16 protein-coding genes and 1 rRNA gene are annotated in these 16,290 nt (G+C 45.1%); 8 read left to right on the top strand and 9 right to left on the bottom strand.

All coding sequences use genetic code 11. The features are described 5' to 3' along the window. Nucleotides 1–51 precede the first annotated feature (51 nt). From AC58UX_RS25460 to AC58UX_RS25445, 4 genes are all read right to left on the bottom strand, one after another. Nucleotides 52–858 (bottom strand): histidinol-phosphatase, encoded by an 807-nt coding sequence (locus tag AC58UX_RS25460; RefSeq protein ID WP_497257943.1) that lies wholly within the window; start codon nucleotides 856–858, stop codon nucleotides 52–54. Nucleotides 859–875: 17 nt separating this feature from the next. Continuing rightward, a complete protein-coding gene (locus AC58UX_RS25455; protein ID WP_497257941.1) occupies nucleotides 876–1,778 on the bottom strand; it encodes a LysR family transcriptional regulator in 903 nt (300 codons plus the stop codon). Nucleotides 1,779–2,143: 365 nt separating this feature from the next. Continuing rightward, complete coding sequence (locus AC58UX_RS25450; RefSeq protein ID WP_497257939.1) at nucleotides 2,144–2,947, bottom strand: TIGR01457 family HAD-type hydrolase; 804 nt, start codon at nucleotides 2,945–2,947, stop codon at nucleotides 2,144–2,146. Then, complete coding sequence (locus tag AC58UX_RS25445; protein ID WP_497257937.1) at nucleotides 2,944–4,623, bottom strand: PAS domain-containing sensor histidine kinase; 1,680 nt, start codon at nucleotides 4,621–4,623, stop codon at nucleotides 2,944–2,946. Before AC58UX_RS25445 ends, AC58UX_RS25450 begins: the two co-directional genes overlap by 4 nt. 219 nt (nucleotides 4,624–4,842) lie before the next feature. Between AC58UX_RS25445 and AC58UX_RS25440 the strand changes: the two genes are divergently transcribed. Next, complete coding sequence (locus AC58UX_RS25440; RefSeq protein ID WP_497257935.1) at nucleotides 4,843–5,301, top strand: chemotaxis protein CheX; 459 nt, start codon at nucleotides 4,843–4,845, stop codon at nucleotides 5,299–5,301. A 72-nt stretch (nucleotides 5,302–5,373) separates the two neighbouring features. After that, complete coding sequence (locus AC58UX_RS25435) at nucleotides 5,374–6,150, top strand: SDR family NAD(P)-dependent oxidoreductase (RefSeq protein WP_497257933.1); 777 nt, start codon at nucleotides 5,374–5,376, stop codon at nucleotides 6,148–6,150. Between the two features lie 37 nt (nucleotides 6,151–6,187). On the opposite strand, the gene AC58UX_RS25430 is transcribed toward AC58UX_RS25435, so the two are convergent. Then, on the bottom strand, nucleotides 6,188–6,454 hold the full coding sequence (locus tag AC58UX_RS25430) for a DUF2573 family protein (protein ID WP_497257931.1): 267 nt from the start codon (nucleotides 6,452–6,454) through the stop codon (nucleotides 6,188–6,190). Between the two features lie 215 nt (nucleotides 6,455–6,669). Between AC58UX_RS25430 and AC58UX_RS25425 the strand changes: the two genes are divergently transcribed. The 3 genes from AC58UX_RS25425 (at nucleotide 6,670) to AC58UX_RS25415 (ending at nucleotide 9,361) form a co-directional block, all read left to right on the top strand. Next, the gene (locus AC58UX_RS25425; RefSeq protein ID WP_497257929.1) at nucleotides 6,670–7,245 is read left to right on the top strand and encodes an RNA polymerase sigma factor; all 576 of its coding nucleotides are present in this window, start codon (nucleotides 6,670–6,672) and stop codon (nucleotides 7,243–7,245) included. A gap of 85 nt (nucleotides 7,246–7,330) precedes the next feature. Further along, nucleotides 7,331–8,767 (top strand): DEAD/DEAH box helicase, encoded by a 1,437-nt coding sequence (locus AC58UX_RS25420; RefSeq protein ID WP_497257927.1) that lies wholly within the window; start codon nucleotides 7,331–7,333, stop codon nucleotides 8,765–8,767. A 48-nt stretch (nucleotides 8,768–8,815) separates the two neighbouring features. Then, nucleotides 8,816–9,361, top strand: coding sequence for a hypothetical protein (locus AC58UX_RS25415; RefSeq protein ID WP_497257925.1), 546 nt, complete (start codon nucleotides 8,816–8,818; stop codon nucleotides 9,359–9,361). 51 nt (nucleotides 9,362–9,412) lie between these two features. On the opposite strand, the gene AC58UX_RS25410 is transcribed toward AC58UX_RS25415, so the two are convergent. From AC58UX_RS25410 to AC58UX_RS25395, 4 genes are all read right to left on the bottom strand, one after another. Next, on the bottom strand, nucleotides 9,413–10,618 hold the full coding sequence (locus tag AC58UX_RS25410) for an MFS transporter (protein WP_497257923.1): 1,206 nt from the start codon (nucleotides 10,616–10,618) through the stop codon (nucleotides 9,413–9,415). Beyond that, nucleotides 10,615–11,439: an HAD family hydrolase gene (locus AC58UX_RS25405; RefSeq protein ID WP_497257921.1), complete on the bottom strand. Its 825-nt coding sequence runs from the start codon at nucleotides 11,437–11,439 to the stop codon at nucleotides 10,615–10,617. The genes AC58UX_RS25410 and AC58UX_RS25405 overlap by 4 nt, the downstream gene beginning before the upstream one ends. Beyond that, nucleotides 11,432–12,208 (bottom strand): DeoR/GlpR family DNA-binding transcription regulator, encoded by a 777-nt coding sequence (locus AC58UX_RS25400; RefSeq protein WP_497257919.1) that lies wholly within the window; start codon nucleotides 12,206–12,208, stop codon nucleotides 11,432–11,434. Before AC58UX_RS25400 ends, AC58UX_RS25405 begins: the two co-directional genes overlap by 8 nt. Nucleotides 12,209–12,358: 150 nt before the next feature. Then, a complete protein-coding gene (locus AC58UX_RS25395; RefSeq protein WP_497257917.1) occupies nucleotides 12,359–14,017 on the bottom strand; it encodes an FAD-dependent oxidoreductase in 1,659 nt (552 codons plus the stop codon). Between the two features lie 210 nt (nucleotides 14,018–14,227). Here AC58UX_RS25395 and AC58UX_RS25390 point away from each other — a divergent pair, with 210 nt between their 5' ends. The 3 genes from AC58UX_RS25390 to AC58UX_RS25380 all read left to right on the top strand — a co-directional run. Then, on the top strand, nucleotides 14,228–15,454 hold the full coding sequence (locus tag AC58UX_RS25390; protein ID WP_497257915.1) for an S-layer homology domain-containing protein: 1,227 nt from the start codon (nucleotides 14,228–14,230) through the stop codon (nucleotides 15,452–15,454). Nucleotides 15,455–15,611: 157 nt separating this feature from the next. Continuing rightward, nucleotides 15,612–15,890 (top strand): hypothetical protein, encoded by a 279-nt coding sequence (locus AC58UX_RS25385; protein ID WP_497257913.1) that lies wholly within the window; start codon nucleotides 15,612–15,614, stop codon nucleotides 15,888–15,890. A gap of 291 nt (nucleotides 15,891–16,181) precedes the next feature. Beyond that, nucleotides 16,182–16,290, top strand: a 16S ribosomal RNA gene (locus AC58UX_RS25380); the annotation flags it as partial.

Below are 16,290 nucleotides of genomic sequence, written 5' to 3'. Positions count from 1 at the left end.
GAGGTGCCCTATAGACGGGCACCTCTTTGAATGTGGAAATGAAAAAGTTCGCTACAGCGCGACGATTTGCTTCTGTTTATTTTCGAAGTAAACCCAATGTTTGAACCCAATTTCTTTCAAGGTTTTCTGAACTTCTTCCCAATCATCAGCAACACGGCTAGGGACATGGGCATCAGAACCGAAGGTAACTTCAACACCGTAATGCAGTGCACGCGCTAGTATTTCATGAGAAGGATACCAGCCGCCAACGTCTTTCGTTTTCCCTGATGTATTAATCTCGATCGCTACGCCGGATTCACCAATGATTTGCAGTGTTTCATCAACCTTAGGCGTCGAGATATCGGAAAAGGCCGGATAGAAGCCCTTCATGGCATCAATATGTCCAAGAATTTGGAACATTCCGGAACGTGCGGATTCAGCAATGAGCCGATAATATTCTTCTTTTTGTGCGACTTGCTCAGCAGCGTTCAGTTTTTTCCATCTGTTGCGGTTGAAGATACTTACACCACCAGAGAGATGAACAGAACCTATGATGTAATCGAATGGATATTTAGCGTATTCTTGGCGGTAGATGTCGACATGCTCAGGAAAATAATCAGACTCCACACCTAAGAGTACATTAATTTTGCCAGCATACTCTTTTTTGAGAAGCAGTACTTCTTCGATATAACGCGGGAATTCGCTCTTTGCCATGGCAATGGCAGGCTGAGCACGATCTTCTGCGCTTCCAAAGTAAGGGGAGTGATCCGATATTCCAATAACATGAAGGCCAGCCGCGATGGCTGCTTCAATATAATCTCGTATGGTATCTTGTGCATGTCCGCATCGCTCATGATGCGTATGTAGGTCGAATTTCATGGCATGTCCTCCTAAACTTATTCTGAACCGATAAATTGGGTTTCAGGCATTCCTTTAAGATCGCGAAGAAATTGTTGCATGGCAGAATTCAAGTAGCGTCCTGACTTATATACTACGCCTACCGGATGGGTAATATCCAATTCGTTCACTTTTACCATTTTCAAGGAGCCATGCCGCAGTTCATCTGCAACAGACATCTTCGAAATAATCGCAACCCCAAGATTCAGTTCAACCATGCGTTTGACTTCCTCACTGCTGGACAACTCCATGACAATATGAGGAGCTACATCATAGTTTTTGAAAATCTGATCGACGAACCGCCGACCCCATGTCTCTGGGGAAAGCGTGATAAACGAAATATTCTTGAGCTTCTCAATCGATAAATGTGTGAAACGACTAAGCGGATGATGCTTGGAGACGATGAGCTCGAACGTATCATAGTAAAGCACAGATGTTTCTAGTGCTGGATTTTTTTCGAACAAATACGTGATGCCAATATCGATGTGGCCGCTTTCCACGGATGTCATGATCTGAGATGAGGTCATGGAATGAATCGTTGTTTTAATCAGCGGGAATTGGTCTTGGAAATAGGAAAGCACCCTCGGTAAGATCTGCATGGCGATAGAAGTCGTCGTACCGATATGGATATGACCTTGAGGGGTTTGACTCAGATCAGACAGACGCTGTTTCAGGTCGTTGGTGATCCGTAATATTTTCTCCGCATGCTCCAAGAAAAGCTTTCCGCTATCTGTTAACGTAACTGGCTGATTACGATCAATAAGAATCGTACCGAATTCATCCTCAAGACTTTTTATTTGCGCGGAAACGGCAGGTTGGGTCAAGTTAAGAATTTCACCAGCTTTACGAAAGCTCATCGTTTTGGAAATGGTGAGCAGGGTTTCTAACTGGTTCATATTCATGAGATTACCTCCTGCGATTGAAATATGTTGCTAAGGTACAAATAAAATTTATCGGAATTGTAAAGGGCATAAAAACCTTTTCTTACTATTATATGATAGTTGGAGCTATGTAGGCAACAAGGCAAGTGATCGGATTGAATACAGAAACGCGCCACCTTGGTTTCCAGGGTGGCGCGTTTTTTTGTTGGTGCCATGGTTAGTCCGATATTTCCGAACTAAAACGAGGATTATATATGTAAAAAGGTCAGTAGTTCGATTTTGCCAACCTATTTGCCCATTTTTCTTACGCATGGGTCATTTGGGACTGTTTAGTACGGCTATTTCTGACTATTTTACATGTAGTGATGAGGACAGTGAGATTAGTTCTACAAATTCGAACTATTTGGTGCAAGAGTTACAAGCTGTGCCATGAAATGCGGCAAATCCGTGCAGACCAAGTCCGGCGTCAAGCCCGCCGACGCCAGCTGCTCGTGCACATTGTCTGGCGTGGCCACGCCCGTCAAGACAAGGGCCGTGCGGCACCCCGCCATCGCGCCTCCGCGGATGTCGGTGTGCACGTTATCGCCGATGACCCAGACATCGGCGGCAGGCAGACCGAGCCGATCAATGGCATACGCCATAATGATCGGCGAAGGCTTACCGATCACCACCGGCTCCACGCCGGAGGCGGCAGTGATCGAAGCTGCCAGGGAGCCAGCCCCTGGCATGAGCCCTCCATCCGACGGCAGCAGCCGGTCAGGATTGGTTAATACATAGGTCGCGCCCTGCTTCAGCAGGCGGACCGCTTCCGTCAGCTTCCCGTAGGTGAAGCTGCGATCAATGCCCTGGACGACGTAGTCTGGCGTCGTCCCGTCAAAAACGAAGCCGGCTGCGTCCAACGCAATCCGCAGGCCGTCTTCGCCAATCATATGCACGCGCTGCCCAGCGCGCTGCTCGGTTAAGTACTGCGCAGCCGCCTGCGAGGACGTATACACGGCTGCCGCAGGAACATCGATGCCGAGCGCTTGCAGATGCTCGGCCACCTGCTCAGGGGTCCGGGACGAATTGTTCGTCACCAAGAGATAGGGCAATTGCTCCTGTTGCAGCCATTGGATGAAAGTTGCCGCTCCTGGAATAGGCTCATGCCCTCTGTAAAGTGTGCCATCGAGATCGATCAAAAATCCGTTCATCCTGTTGCTGCTCCTTTAGATAAGTAAGTTGTTGTCGGAAGTGTAATCTCAACGACGGTACCTTCCTCTAATTTGCTGTTTATTTTCATGAAACCACCGTGCGCTTCAATGATCCGATAGCAGACCATGAGCCCAAGACCTGTTCCTTTTTCTTTCGTACTATAGAAGGGTTCGCCAAGCTTGGGAAGCCGCTCAGGGGCAATGCCGCATCCCTGATCCACAAAACGTACAAGAATTTGATCTCCCGCGCCTTGAAGCTCTGCCTGTATGCGCAGGGTTCCACCTTGCGCCATGGACTCAATCGCATTTTTCATAATATTAATAAAAACTTGCTTGATTTGGTTCACGTCACACGTAACAGAGGGAAGCCCTGGATGAATCTCAGCTTCGACTTCAATATTATTAAGCAACGCTTGGGGTTGAAGCAATTCTACCGTGCTCATAACAATCGTGTACAACGTGCTAGTAACAAAATGGGTGGCCTGCGGTTTGGAAACAAACAGAAACTCATTCACGATGAATTCGATACGCTGTAGTTCTTTTTGCATAATCTCAATGTAATATTGCTCCTTCGTCGAGCTCGTTGAAAGCAGCTTGAGGAACCCCTTCAAGGCGGTCAGCGGATTTCGGATTTCATGGGCGACACCTGCAGCCAATTGACCAACGGCCGATAGCTTGTCCGATTTGATCAACAATTCTTGCGTCTTCTTTAAGTCCGTAATATCGCTGAACGTAATAACAGTCCCTAGAAGCTGTCCGCTTCCTTCGAGCATGGGACTAGACATGTATTCAACTGGAAAGCTGGTCCCATCCTTTTTCCAAAACACATCCTCATTTACAATCGAGCCTTCACGCAGCAGCATCTTATTCACGGTTGTATTTTCCTCAGGCTTAACGAAGGTCCCGTCCGTGTGAACAGGTCGAATTAGATTATGGATTCGCCGACCTAGCATTTCGTCGACCTTCCAACCCGTAATCGCTTCTGCGGCTTTATTCCAAAATATCGTACGCCCATTCGTATCTATACCATATATACCTTCCGAGACAGAGTTGAGAATCAATTGATTTTGCTTATACAGCTTATCAATTTCTTTCTTCTGTTCTCTGATCTCCGTTAAGTCTTTGAGAATAGCATAAACCCCAACGATCTGATTGCCAACCTTTGTCGGAACGAAAGTTACATTAGAAGGGATGGGAAAACCTTTTTGATGTAAGAAAGAAGCATCGAAATTTTGCGGCATGCCTTCAGAAGCCACTTGGAAATGGTGGAGCGTTTTGAGTAGATCAGGAGGGTGGATCATGGGTAGAAATGAAGCGGATTTTGACGATTCTTCCCCCAAACCTAATAAACTTTCAAGTCCGTGATTGGAAGAAAGAACATCCCCGTCTAAGCTAAAAGTAATAATGGAGTCAGGATGGTTGTCAAAAAGGGATTTATACCATTCTGCAGACTCTCTAATAATCGCTTCACGGCGCTTAATTTGTCTGAGTCCCAAGTATGCGAGTATCATGAATACGACGGATAAGCTGCTGTCGACAACGCCTGTTGTTATTGGATGAATCTGGAAATAAGCTAGCTGATGTAAAACAATCATATCTACACTGAAAAGTATAAATGTGCCAATAAAGTATATCGTTAATTTTCGGATACTAGCAGGAGGGGGGTTCATCGTCATTGACTCTCAGCTCTCCTTTTAATTGATATGCTATATAAATATTTTAACAAGAATAGATCGTATTTTGTATAAATTACCATTGTTTTCGGGGTGTGTATCTGAGCAGTTAGAACTATTTTTGTTAAAATGACAGTATACTTGTCCTAAAATATTATGTATAATGTTGAAAAAGGTCGTTTTTCTGTGGAACTTATTCACAAATGAGATCGGAGCGGAGCTATGAAGGCTGAGTACATTAATCCCTTTTTGGAGTCGGCTAGAATTGTCATCGAGCAAGTTGCTAACATTCGCCCAACAACGGGGCAGCTCGGCATAAAAGACGTCAAATTTGTGGAAAATTATATCTGGATTCAGATTGGTATGACTGGGCAAATGGAAGGCGACGTTGTGTTTGGTTTGGCAGAGGATGTTGCATTGAAGATGGTATCTGCCATGATGGGTGGATTCGTTGTTACCGAAATGGATGAAATGGGAAAGAGTGCTATTTCTGAGCTAGGCAATATGATTAGTGGTAATGCGAGCACGATGCTCTTTAACCAAGGTGTTCGGGTAGACATTACGCCACCTAAGCTTGTGCAATCTGCTACGGCAGCAGGATTTGTGCCGAAGAAGGCTTTAACCATTCCATTAATTATGGATGGCATTGGTGAGCTAGACATTCAAGTACTTATTACGTAATATAAGTTAGAACATGTGGAGTACCTACAATATGGTAACTCCATTTTTTTTGCATGGAAGGAGCGGATTTCGGTGGATATCAGGAACAAGATCGTCTTGATCACAGGTGCCTCAAGTGGAATTGGAGCCGTAATGGCAAAGGAATTTGCCGCTAAGGGAGCTATTCCTGTGCTGACGGCACGGAGTACAGATAAATTGAAACAGATTGCATCTGGCTTGCAAGGACGACATGCTGTGTATGCAATGGATGTTACGAATACGGAAGAAGTTAATCAAGTAGTCGAACGAATCATCGCCGAGTTTGGCCGGATTGATATTCTGATTAATAATGCTGGCTATGGCATTTTTGAATCATTTGTTGAGGCGCCTCTTGCCCAATTTGAAGAGATGATGAATGTGAACTATCTGGGTCTGGTACGTTGTACGAAAGCTGTACTTCCTCATATGTTGAAGGCAGGCAGTGGTCATATCGTCAATATTGCCTCGATGGCGGGGAAAATTGGTTCAGCCAAATCGACGGCTTACTCTGCGACCAAGCATGCGGTGCTCGGCTTTACGAACAGCTTGCGGATGGAGCTAGCGAAGACAGGGGTCTCAGTGACGGCGATTAACCCTGGTCCAATTGCAACACCTTTCTTCGACAAGGCGGATCCGAGCGGCAATTACGTTAAAAACATTGCGTGGTTCATGCTAAAGCCAGACAAAGTTGTGAAAGAGCTCCTGCATGCCATTGAGAAAAACATACCAGAAAAGAACTTACCTTTCGTTGCTGGTGTAGGAGTCAAAATGTTTCATATGTTTCCTCGTATGTTCGATAAGCTGGCTACAGGTATCATGAATAAAAAATAAAGCGGCTCCCAGTCTTTGATTGGGGTCGCTTTTTTTCTTACTCCGTTTCAGCTGGATCAGGCTTCGCTGCTTGCTTCGCTTGATTCAATGCACGGATTTCCTCAAAAATACGGCGCATTTCGGCCTTACCTTCCGGATGTGATTGGTTCCAGTGGGAGGCAAGAGCAGGCAGAGCCTTGTGAACATGGTTGAAAAATGCCCATACCTTGATCTTCTCAATCATTTCTGGGGATGTATCTCCCGTAATCAGTTCAGCTGTTTTGGTGACTAACGCGTTAAAATCATGCTCGAAATCGGTATTCATTCACGTCATCCCTTCGGATGGAAATAGGTAGTTGAAGTACTTTTAGTTTAATAGATGAAGGTGTGCCTGTCAAAATGGAAGGAAGCTTGTATTTTCGCATATAGGAAAATTTTTCCGCTTATTTCTGCTTAAACGATTGTTTACTCACCCTTTTTATCCTAAAATAAGGTAGATATATGCTGGGTCTTTTTGCCTGTAGGCTGGGAGGGAATAGGATGAAGTCACTGAGAGAGATATTTAACAGCGACTTTAATACATTAGATAAGAGCATGCAGGAACAAATTTATAAAGAATTTTACTTGCTTGTTTATCCGATGATTAACTTTATTTTGAGGGATCATTCGGCCGTGGAGGATATTATCCAAGAATCCTTTCTTCGTGCGGTACACAAGGCACCGTTATTAACCGAGATTGATAAATATGAAAGCTGGCTCAAAAGACTTACCCGGAACGTAACTCTGAATCACTTGCGAAAACATAAACGAAACCGCGACGAGTTAGAGACGGAGATGCTGTTCTCCTTAAAGGAATCAGCCCCAACTTCGGACTATTCGGCTTCGCCAGATGTAGAAGTTGAAATGAAAGTGATGCGAGAAGCTGTGATTAGCTATATCAATCAACTTAACCCCTCCTATCGTCAAATTATCGCCATGAAATGGATTCATAATTTATCCTATAAAGATATGGCTAGTGAGCTCAATGTCACGGAAGGCGTTGTGCGGCAAAGACTGTTTCGTGCGCGCGATGCGATTAAACAGAAGTTTTTGGATGACTGGGGATCAGATCGCTAAGGGTCAACCGGTAAATATTTGTTTGCTGAGGCACTCTAGCATATAATATGGGCATGAGGTTGGAAGAGAAAAGGGGTATAGAGCATTGACTACGAGTTTTGAACAGCTGAAGATTACACAGACCTATTTAGATAAATTACAAGAGCTAGGGATCGGGGAGCCTACGCCAATTCAAGCGGAAGGCATTCCGGTTCTTCTGCAAGGGAAAGACGCGATTATCCAATCCCAGACGGGCACGGGCAAAACATTAGCGTATTTACTACCTGCATTAGAGCGTATCGATCCATCGCAAAAACAATTGCAAGTACTGGTTGTCGTCCCTACGAGAGAGCTAGGCATGCAAATTATGCAGGAAATCGAGAAACTGACGAGCGGCGGCCCTATTCGTTCGCAATCCTTGATCGGTGGAGCGGCTGTGGCGAGACAAATCGAGAAGCTGCGGCTTCACCCGCACATCGTTGTTGGAACGCCAGGACGTTTGCTTGAGTTGATGAAAGTTCGCAAGCTTACGCTTCATCATGTTAAGATGGGCATTGTCGATGAAGTTGACCAAGTGTTTGAGCTTGGCTCTATGCAGGATGTTGAAGCGGTGCTCAAAGGTATGCTTCGCTCAAGTCAAATGGTGTTTGTCTCGGCGACAATTCCCCAAAGCACGGAGCAGGCAGCGGGAAGATGGCTGAAGGATCCGGTCATTATCAAAATTAACCCCTCTCAGCGTACCGCTGAGACACTGGAACATCACTATGTCGTGTGCCAGGAGCGGGAAAAGATCGATACACTTAGAAGACTTGTTCGCATGATTAAGCCTACTTCAGCGATTGTATTCATTAATGTGACGGATGATATCGCGCAAGTTGTGGGCAAGCTGCAATACGTCGGTCTCTCAATTGAAGCCCTTTATGGAGAAGCGAGCAAACAGGATCGCGCCAAAGTGATGGGGAATTTCCGTGAGGGCAAATTCCAATTGCTGCTGGCAACCGATGTTGCTGCCAGAGGACTTGATATTGAAGGTGTGACGCACGTTTTCCATTTGGATGTGGCCACGAATGCGGAGTACTATCTTCATCGTGTAGGTCGGACAGGCCGGATGGGTCGTGAGGGGACGTCGATCTCTATCGTGACGTCGAAGGAGCTCTTCATCATCGAAAAATTCGAGAAGCAGCTCGGCATCACGATTGAGCCGAAGGCGCTGTACGAAGGCCGGTTGGTTGACCCGGCCCAAGACCGCAGTGCGGCTACGATGCGCAGCCGCCGTGAAGCTGCGCGCCCTAGCGGCGCAGCACCTTCGCGCAGCGGCTCTGCCGGCGCGCGTGAGGCTGCCGCGCCTGCGGGCGCGGTGCGCGTAAGCGCCGCGGCGACGGACGCGCGCGGCCAGCAGGGCGCTGCGCCGGCGAAGCCGGCAGCGCAAGGGAAGACGGCTGCCGCTGGCAAAGCCGTCAGCAAAGCGCAGCGCGAGCGCGATCGCAAGAGCAAGGGAGCTCCGCGCTGGCTCAAAGAGAAGCAGCAGAATAAAGAAGAATAGCTTGCTTCATTATAGAAGCTAGTTATGATCTGCGGGGTGTAAAGCAGCATGCTGAAGAAAATCATGCTTACGATCTTGACTCTGGCTGTCATCGCAGCGGTGATGCTAGTCATCGTCATTCAGTATGTGAAACCGACAGAGGCACTAGATCTGCAGTACAAAGAGATTTCAATCAGCGGCAAAGTAGCTGAAATGGTCCTCTCCCGGAAGCTGGAAGTTCGGCTTTCGGAAGAGGAAGTGAATCAGCTGCTCAAGAAGCAATTAGCTGCGCATAGCTTGCTGCCGCATGATTTTCGAATGGAAGGCGCCAGGCTGAACCTGCAGGGCTCCTTGATTGAGGCGGATGTCAACGTGAGGTGGCACGAACGGATTCCAATTGGTGCTCACGCGATGTTTACGCTGAAGTGGGAAGCTCCGAACTTGGTCATTCAGCATGTGAATACGCAGATTAAGAATTGGCATTTGCCTAGTGAGTGGCTCCAATTGGCGCCAGTTGAAATTCCATTGCAATCCTATTTGCCTAAATTAATTGGGATTAAAGATATTGTGTTTGAGGACAAAGCCATTGTCATTCAATTAAAGGCGTTTCAGTAAAGCGAAAACCCTTCATTTCCACTTTGGTGGATTTGAAGGGTTTTCTTCCTGTCACGATTGCGAAGCAAGTAAATCATCAGCGTTGCTACGCAACACGGGAGCCTGCCATCTGCGTGTATATAGAATAATGCCAAACACAACTAACATACTGATCAGAACAAACCAAATCGAGACGCCTACATGGATGTGATCCATGCCCCAACCGACACCTAATGGCAGAATGGCTCCGCCTAAGCCGCCAGAAGCAATAAGGGTACTCGTTGTTTGCTCTGTACGTCCTGGTAATAATTGATTCGCATAGATCAGAGCGACGGCGAACATACCTGACATAAATAAACCAAGCAAAAGAATGACGGCAAAGCTGCTCCATAAATTGGTGCTAAATAACCAGATGAAGACGGTGAGCAAGCTTAAAGCGAAAGAGTAGGCCAAATATTTAAAATACGTTATTTTCTCTGCAAGTACGCCCGCAAAAATACGTCCAACGACCATTGTGAGCCAATAAGCGGTAACGCCTAATGAAGCGACGGAGCTAGAAGCTTGCAGCTGGTCCTTAAAGATCGATGGCAGGAAATTAACGATCGTATTTTCCATGCCGCAATATAAGAAGAATACCGTCATCAACAAGCCTAAAAAGAGGAAGGATCTACTAGACAAAACGGGAACTCGATCCGCTTTCTTGGTGAGATCTGCTTTATGGGAGAGCAATTGATCATGCTCACCTAAAGAAAGCTTCGACCAGATAATACCTGTGGCCAGCGCGCTGATGCCGAGTAATACGAATGCGTGTTTCCACAGACCGTTCGCAATAAGTAAACTGGAGACAAGCGGCATAACTAAGGCGCCTACTCCAAAGAAAACTTCAAGTTTACTGAAGGCAACGGCTTGTTGATCCTTGGCAGCCACGAGAACAAAGGTGCTAATGCTTGATTCCACAAGCCCAAATGAGATACCTGCAAGGAAAGTTAGCCCGATCACCATCGGCCAGGGAGGCAGTAAGCCAATAGCCAGCATCGCGACAAACAAGAAGCTAAATGCCATTGTAATCGTACTTCGACGAGAGATGCGACGAATGAGAGCAGGCATTGCGAGCACACCTAGCATGAATCCTCCAAATTGCAAGAAGACCAGCATGCCCCCGCCACTGTAGCTTCGTCCGTAATGGGCCAGAAGTTCAGGCAGCACGGCGCCAAAAATAACATGCGTACAGCCTGTGAGCAAGTAGGATAAGCAGCCCATGAATAATAGTCTTCTCATAATGCAGCGTTACCTTTAGGTTCAGTTGTCATCTTTTCATTGAAGGCAAAAACGTGGGAAATCGCTTCGGATACAGAAGTAACCGTATAAGCGGCATGCTTTTTCACATCGAAATGAGCTGTATGCATCGCGAAGCTGTGCGGTGTAATGCCGAACATCGATACATCGTTAAAGGAGTCTCCAAAACAAGCGATCTCCTCAGGCTTGAAGCCTAAGTGCGCAATAAGTGTGAGCAAAGAGGTGCCTTTTGAAACTTGATGAGGCATTATGTCGAGACAATCTTTATCAGCCAAATAAATGTCCAACTGGTTGGGGAGTTCTTTTTCTAATAGGGACTTGATCGCAAGTAATTTGTCTACATCCCCGAAAAGTGAGTATTTACAAATTGGAAATGCGTCCTTCATGGACTGCTCGATATCGCCTTTCAAAAGAAACGGTTCAAACATTCTTGCTTGAATCTCGTCAGAAGCAGGGCTTAAGCTTTCGATGTAATTGGCATTCCCAGAACAAATTAGCTTTACGACATCGTAAGTTTTGATTAATTGATAAACCTGATGTGCAATGGTAGGTTCAAAAAGCTTCGCTTGCAATAATGTGCCATCCACCAAGTGGATAAAGGCGCCATTTTGGGAAACAGAATGGGCTTGATGATCGATCTCTTGAAGAACTTGCTGCATCTCTATATTCATTCTACCGGAAGCTAGACAAAGCGTTATTCCAGCCTCTTTCACTTGGCGTAGAGCGGTGAGCTCGCGCTCAGATACTTTCTTATGATGGTCAAGCAACGTTCCGTCCAGATCGCTAACGATGAGTTTAATCATGATGGTTATCTCCTCCTGCTAATACAAGTTCAATATCATTGGCAATTAAACGTTCTTTCATTTCCTCGCTCAGCTCATGATCGGTCACGAGAATATCAATGCGTTCAAATCCAACTACATGATGGAACAAACGCTTGCCGAATTTGGAATGATCAGCGAGTACAATGACTTGATCTGCGTGCTGCATCATCGCTCTAACTAAATAGCAGTCCTCTTCGTTCGGTGCCGATAGTCCGTCTTCGGATATTCCGCAGGTACCAATGAAAAGTTTATCGACGTGATATTCTTTTAACATTTCAATAGCCTTCGCGCCAGAGACACAATGCTGCTTATTATCCAGCACGCCGCCAAGCATATGAATCGTAATTTCATCTTTACGGGTAAGAATAGCGGCTGTTTCAATGGAGCTTGTGATGACAATGTTGTTTTTAGAGGTTAGAGCATTGGCTGCATGTAAAACAGTTGTTGAGGCGTCCATCATTAAATAATCGCCATCTTGCACGAGGGCAGCGGCTGTCTTGCCAATCCTATGCTTGGAAGACGACTCTGCCTGTAGTCGCTGATCATAATTACCGACTTCTTTAGAAAGTGTCGGAAGAATCGCTCCGCCTCTTGTACGAACGATCGAGCCTTGTTCTTCTAACTTCACCATGTCACGTCTTGCGGTATCGCGAGAAACGTCATAGAGCTCACAGATCAGGTCCACGGATATCCGCTTATTTGATTTTAAGTATTCGAGGATAGAAAAAAGTCGTTCTTCTTGAAACAAGGAAGGTTGCCTCCTTTGCTTAAGTATTTATAAGTGATTATAAGTATATTGCTTATTGTATACGCAGGATGCCTTCGTTGCAATACTTTTACAAAAAAGAAAAACCGTTCTCTCGTCGCTTAAACGAGGATACGGTTTCTATTTAAACAGTTATTTTGCTGCAGGTTTTTTACGCGTTTGAATATAGCTCGGGTAGGTGATCTCGCCAGTATCCAGTTTACGAATTTCTTCTTCGTTCCAGCCTGTGATTTTGTTGGTAGCTATGACACCCGTCAATTTAATCTGATAGCGAGTCGCTAAGTACGCTTGGAGCTTCAGCATTTCTTCCGGTGTTATTTCGCGAAGCTTCTGCTTTCCGTGCAGCTGCCCTAAGATGACGCCGATTGATTCAGCGGCCAGACTTGTGTTCGGTTGAATCCGAGTGCTGCCATAAGCGATCGCGGAGGAGCCCACATTTTTCCCAGCGGCAATGACATTCTCGTAATTCTTGAGCAAAAAGCTGCGAAGCGGCATGCCGTATTTATCAGGACGCCCCATCTCAATACCCCACTTGTTTGCGCTTGTGCCTTGTAAATCTAACGGATAACCGCCAATACTGACATTATCCCAGAACATGGTGCCGCCGAGGAGATCAGAAGGCTTTAAGGTATAATCCATTTCATAATGGTTGTATTCACGTATATAAGGATAGGTAGGAAGCTCGCCAAGCTCAGCTTTTTCCCAGCCAGGTAACGTTTTACGGAAATGCTGTAGGATGAGAGCCGTTTCTTTATTTCCTAAATAGACAGCTTCTTGCACTGACGCCGGATTGGCAGGATCTACGGTATAGACGAGCAAGGCGTTAATGAGGACGTCTCCGTCACGCTGATTCACCGCATTTAAGCCTCGTAAGAAAACACGATCATTAGAAGGATGATACGCCTTCGTCATTCCGCTGAGTCCAATTGCAAAGCTGTCGCTGACACTCCCACCGCCAAATTGCTTCGCTCGATCCTCAGGCTTTAATGCATTAAACGCAGCATTGAATTTCTTCCAATCTACGTTTTTAAACTTCATCATCATGCCTGCGCTCATATACTCAATTTCCTTCTGACCATAGAACTTCTCAAGTCCAGGCAGACGTTTCACTTCCAATCGGCTCATTAATGCAGCAAAATCACTGTTATCCACCCAATAGGAGGCTGTAATTTTCTTCACCTCATTCTTGTTCGTGAGGTAAATGAGGGAAGGAATTTTATGCATATGGTCAGGAGTTTCGATTTGTTCTACTTCTTGAATCGTGATGCCGGACTCCACAGGGATATCCTTGCTTAGTTTATTCATATAAGTCGTAAATTCAGGCAGCTTACGAATTTTAGCGTTTCGGAAGCCATCGAAAAGTTCCTTTGCTCGTCCTTGTACGAGAAGCTGACCTTGCTCATCGCGCGTTTCATCTAAAAAAAGCATCTGACTCTGCAAAATTTGACCGCCGAAAGCTTGATGTGGATCTAATATTTTTACTTTAAGGCCTTCATCCATGGCCGCACGGGCCAAATAGAGACCTTCAAGTTCACTTCCAATAACGACGACATCTACGTTTTCTGTTGGATATACGGCAGTGTTCTCTTTTTTTGGTTCTTGAGTGGGAGGTACTAATGATGGCGCTTCACTCGCTTGTGGCGTGTCTTGATGAGCTGCCGGTGGAGCTACAGAGGTCACATTCATGCTGCCTTGCTTAAACCAAATCTTGCTTAGTGAGAAGGCAGATCCAACAATCAGGATGACAGCGAGAGCAATGACGAGTTGAACTCGCGGGTTTCGTAAGCGCATACATAAGCTCCTTTAGCGTTAGTCTATATGGACTCAGTTTAGCAGTTTCGGTGTCGATTTAATAGACTTTGAGAATTGATTTTTAAAGATTTCCAAGCACTACCCCCAAAAAATGACATGCCCTGGCGAATCCTTGTAGCATAACCAGGAACCCTTCGCGAAGGCTCCATCTTATGTAAAAACCATAAAATGACTAAGGGAGATTTTAAAATGAAAAAAAACCTAATGAAAAAATTCGTAGCTTCAGGTCTTGTTCTTACAATGGTAATGGGTGGCGGAACTGCCGCATTTGCAAATGGAAGCAAAAACGATGACCGTAATAAAGGTAACAATAACAACTCCTACACTCAAAAATATGATAATAATAAAAATAATAACTCCAAAGGCAACACAACAAACATTACGATCAACATCAACTTCAATGATATGAAAAATGCACAATGGGCAATGCGCTATATTGCTAGCCTAGCATCCAAGCGTGTTTTTGAAGGATATGAAGATGGTAGCTTCAAACCAGAAAAAACAGTAACTCGTATTGAAGCGATTACAGCAGCAGTTCGTTTGATGGGATTACGTGATCAAGCTGAATCCGAAGCTGAAAAATCAACGAAATTGAACTTCAAAGATGCTGACAAAATCCCTGCATGGGCAGTAGGTTATGTTGCAGTAGCTCTTGAGAATGACCTGTTCACAGAAAGCGATGACAGCGTTCGTCCAAACGAAGAAGCAAACCGTCTATGGGCTACGACTCTTCTAGTAAAAGCACTTAAATTAGAAGCAGAAGCTAAAGCGAACATGACTAGCACGCTTACATTTAAAGATGCAAAACAAATTCCAGCTGGATCTGTAGGTTATGTGAAAGTAGCAGTTACAAAAGGTTTGGTTGACGGTTTCGAAGACAATACGTTCAGACCGAATCAAAGCGTAACGCGTGCTCAACTTGCGGCATTGCTTGATCGTACAAACGAACAATTGCCTGGTGAAGATGCAAACACAAGCACTGGTACAGTAAACGCAGCTGTTTATAACAACGTTCTTTCCCTAACTAAAAATGGTACAACAACTGCTTACACATTGCACCCAGATGCATTCGTTTTGCGTAACGGTGTGAAGGTCGCTGCAACTGAAATTGCTGTAGGCGATACTGTAAAAGTACGTACGTTCAACAACACAGTAGTATTTGTAGAAGTAACTACTAATGCGCCAGTAAATACAAATTTCGACATTTTGGGAACATTGACTTCCACAACAATTAACGCACAAGGTAAAATTGCAACAATCACAATTACACAAAACATCAATGGCGTTGATCAAGCAACTACATATAATGTAGCTTCGACTTTCGCTTTGACGGGCAACCTAGCTAACTTCTCCGCAGGTCATGTTGTTCAGCTTAAAGGACAAAATCAATCCGTTACAACAATTGACGTTAAATAAGGTCAAAAAGTTGCTATTATACAAATAGATATATAAAAGGTTAGATTCATACCAACAAGCTCCTTGCCTCAGCGCAGGGGGCTTGTTGTTCATTCTTTTGTATATTTTGGAAAGAGAGGTGGGAAACTATGCTACATCTTGAAAGGAGTGGTTAGGAATGGAAGAAACATTAATGGAAACGTTCAAAAGATATTACGCTGATTATCGAGGGGCAGAGGGTGTGGATGAAAGCTTTTCAGATGCGTACCAGGCCATGGCATTCCATGTGATTAATCAGACAGAGCAATACGTACATGAAGGTAACTTACAGGAGATTCAGAATTTGGTTTATGCCTTCAAAGAAATAAGTCTTACGATGTCGCCTAGCAATGATTCCTTAAAGGAACAATTTGAGCAAGAACTAGTGGAGCAGGAACTGAATCGATATTCTTTTTAAAAAGGTATTGCATGATCCGAGCTCACGTGGTATATTACTGGTCCGGCCAAAACGAGCTGCAAATTACATCGAAAATTGTAAAAATAAAGCTTGCATCTGGTTGGACAACTATGCTATATTGTACTTCCGGCCGCGAGAGCGGGTTGGAAAATGAAAGAAATTGATCTTTGAAAACTGAACAACGAGTGAGTAAGCAAGTCGAGCAATCGACTATAAATGAGATTATTAATCTCGCTAGCAACGCAAATGAGCAATTAAGCTTTCAAATAAAGGACAAGCAATTGTCCAACTATTATGGAGAGTTTGATCCTGGCTCAGGACGAACGCTGGCGGCGTGCCTAATACATGCAAGTCGAGCGGGTTTATCCTTCGGGATAAGCTAGCGGCGGACGGGTGAGTA

The organism is Paenibacillus sp. J22P90 (genome assembly GCF_059692195.1).
The sequence above is the reverse complement of the archived record's forward strand: the minus strand, read 5'-3'. Positions and strand labels throughout refer to the sequence as shown.

Bases quoted from the DNA above. Each gene is read 5' to 3' on its own strand.
- AC58UX_RS25460 (WP_497257943.1), bottom strand. From the start codon at position 858: ATGAAATTCGACCTACATACGCATCATGAGCGATGCGGACATGCACAA.
- AC58UX_RS25455 (WP_497257941.1), bottom strand. From the start codon at position 1,778: ATGAATATGAACCAGTTAGAAACCCTGCTCACCATTTCCAAAACGATG.
- AC58UX_RS25450 (WP_497257939.1), bottom strand. From the start codon at position 2,947: ATGAACGGATTTTTGATCGATCTCGATGGCACACTTTACAGAGGGCAT.
- AC58UX_RS25445 (WP_497257937.1), bottom strand. From the start codon at position 4,623: ATGACGATGAACCCCCCTCCTGCTAGTATCCGAAAATTAACGATATAC.
- AC58UX_RS25440 (WP_497257935.1), top strand. From the start codon at position 4,843: ATGAAGGCTGAGTACATTAATCCCTTTTTGGAGTCGGCTAGAATTGTC.
- AC58UX_RS25430 (WP_497257931.1), bottom strand. From the start codon at position 6,454: ATGAATACCGATTTCGAGCATGATTTTAACGCGTTAGTCACCAAAACA.
- AC58UX_RS25425 (WP_497257929.1), top strand. From the start codon at position 6,670: ATGAAGTCACTGAGAGAGATATTTAACAGCGACTTTAATACATTAGAT.
- AC58UX_RS25415 (WP_497257925.1), top strand. From the start codon at position 8,816: ATGCTGAAGAAAATCATGCTTACGATCTTGACTCTGGCTGTCATCGCA.
- AC58UX_RS25410 (WP_497257923.1), bottom strand. From the start codon at position 10,618: ATGAGAAGACTATTATTCATGGGCTGCTTATCCTACTTGCTCACAGGC.
- AC58UX_RS25405 (WP_497257921.1), bottom strand. From the start codon at position 11,439: ATGATTAAACTCATCGTTAGCGATCTGGACGGAACGTTGCTTGACCAT.
- AC58UX_RS25395 (WP_497257917.1), bottom strand. From the start codon at position 14,017: ATGCGCTTACGAAACCCGCGAGTTCAACTCGTCATTGCTCTCGCTGTC.
- AC58UX_RS25390 (WP_497257915.1), top strand. From the start codon at position 14,228: ATGAAAAAAAACCTAATGAAAAAATTCGTAGCTTCAGGTCTTGTTCTT.
- AC58UX_RS25385 (WP_497257913.1), top strand. From the start codon at position 15,612: ATGGAAGAAACATTAATGGAAACGTTCAAAAGATATTACGCTGATTAT.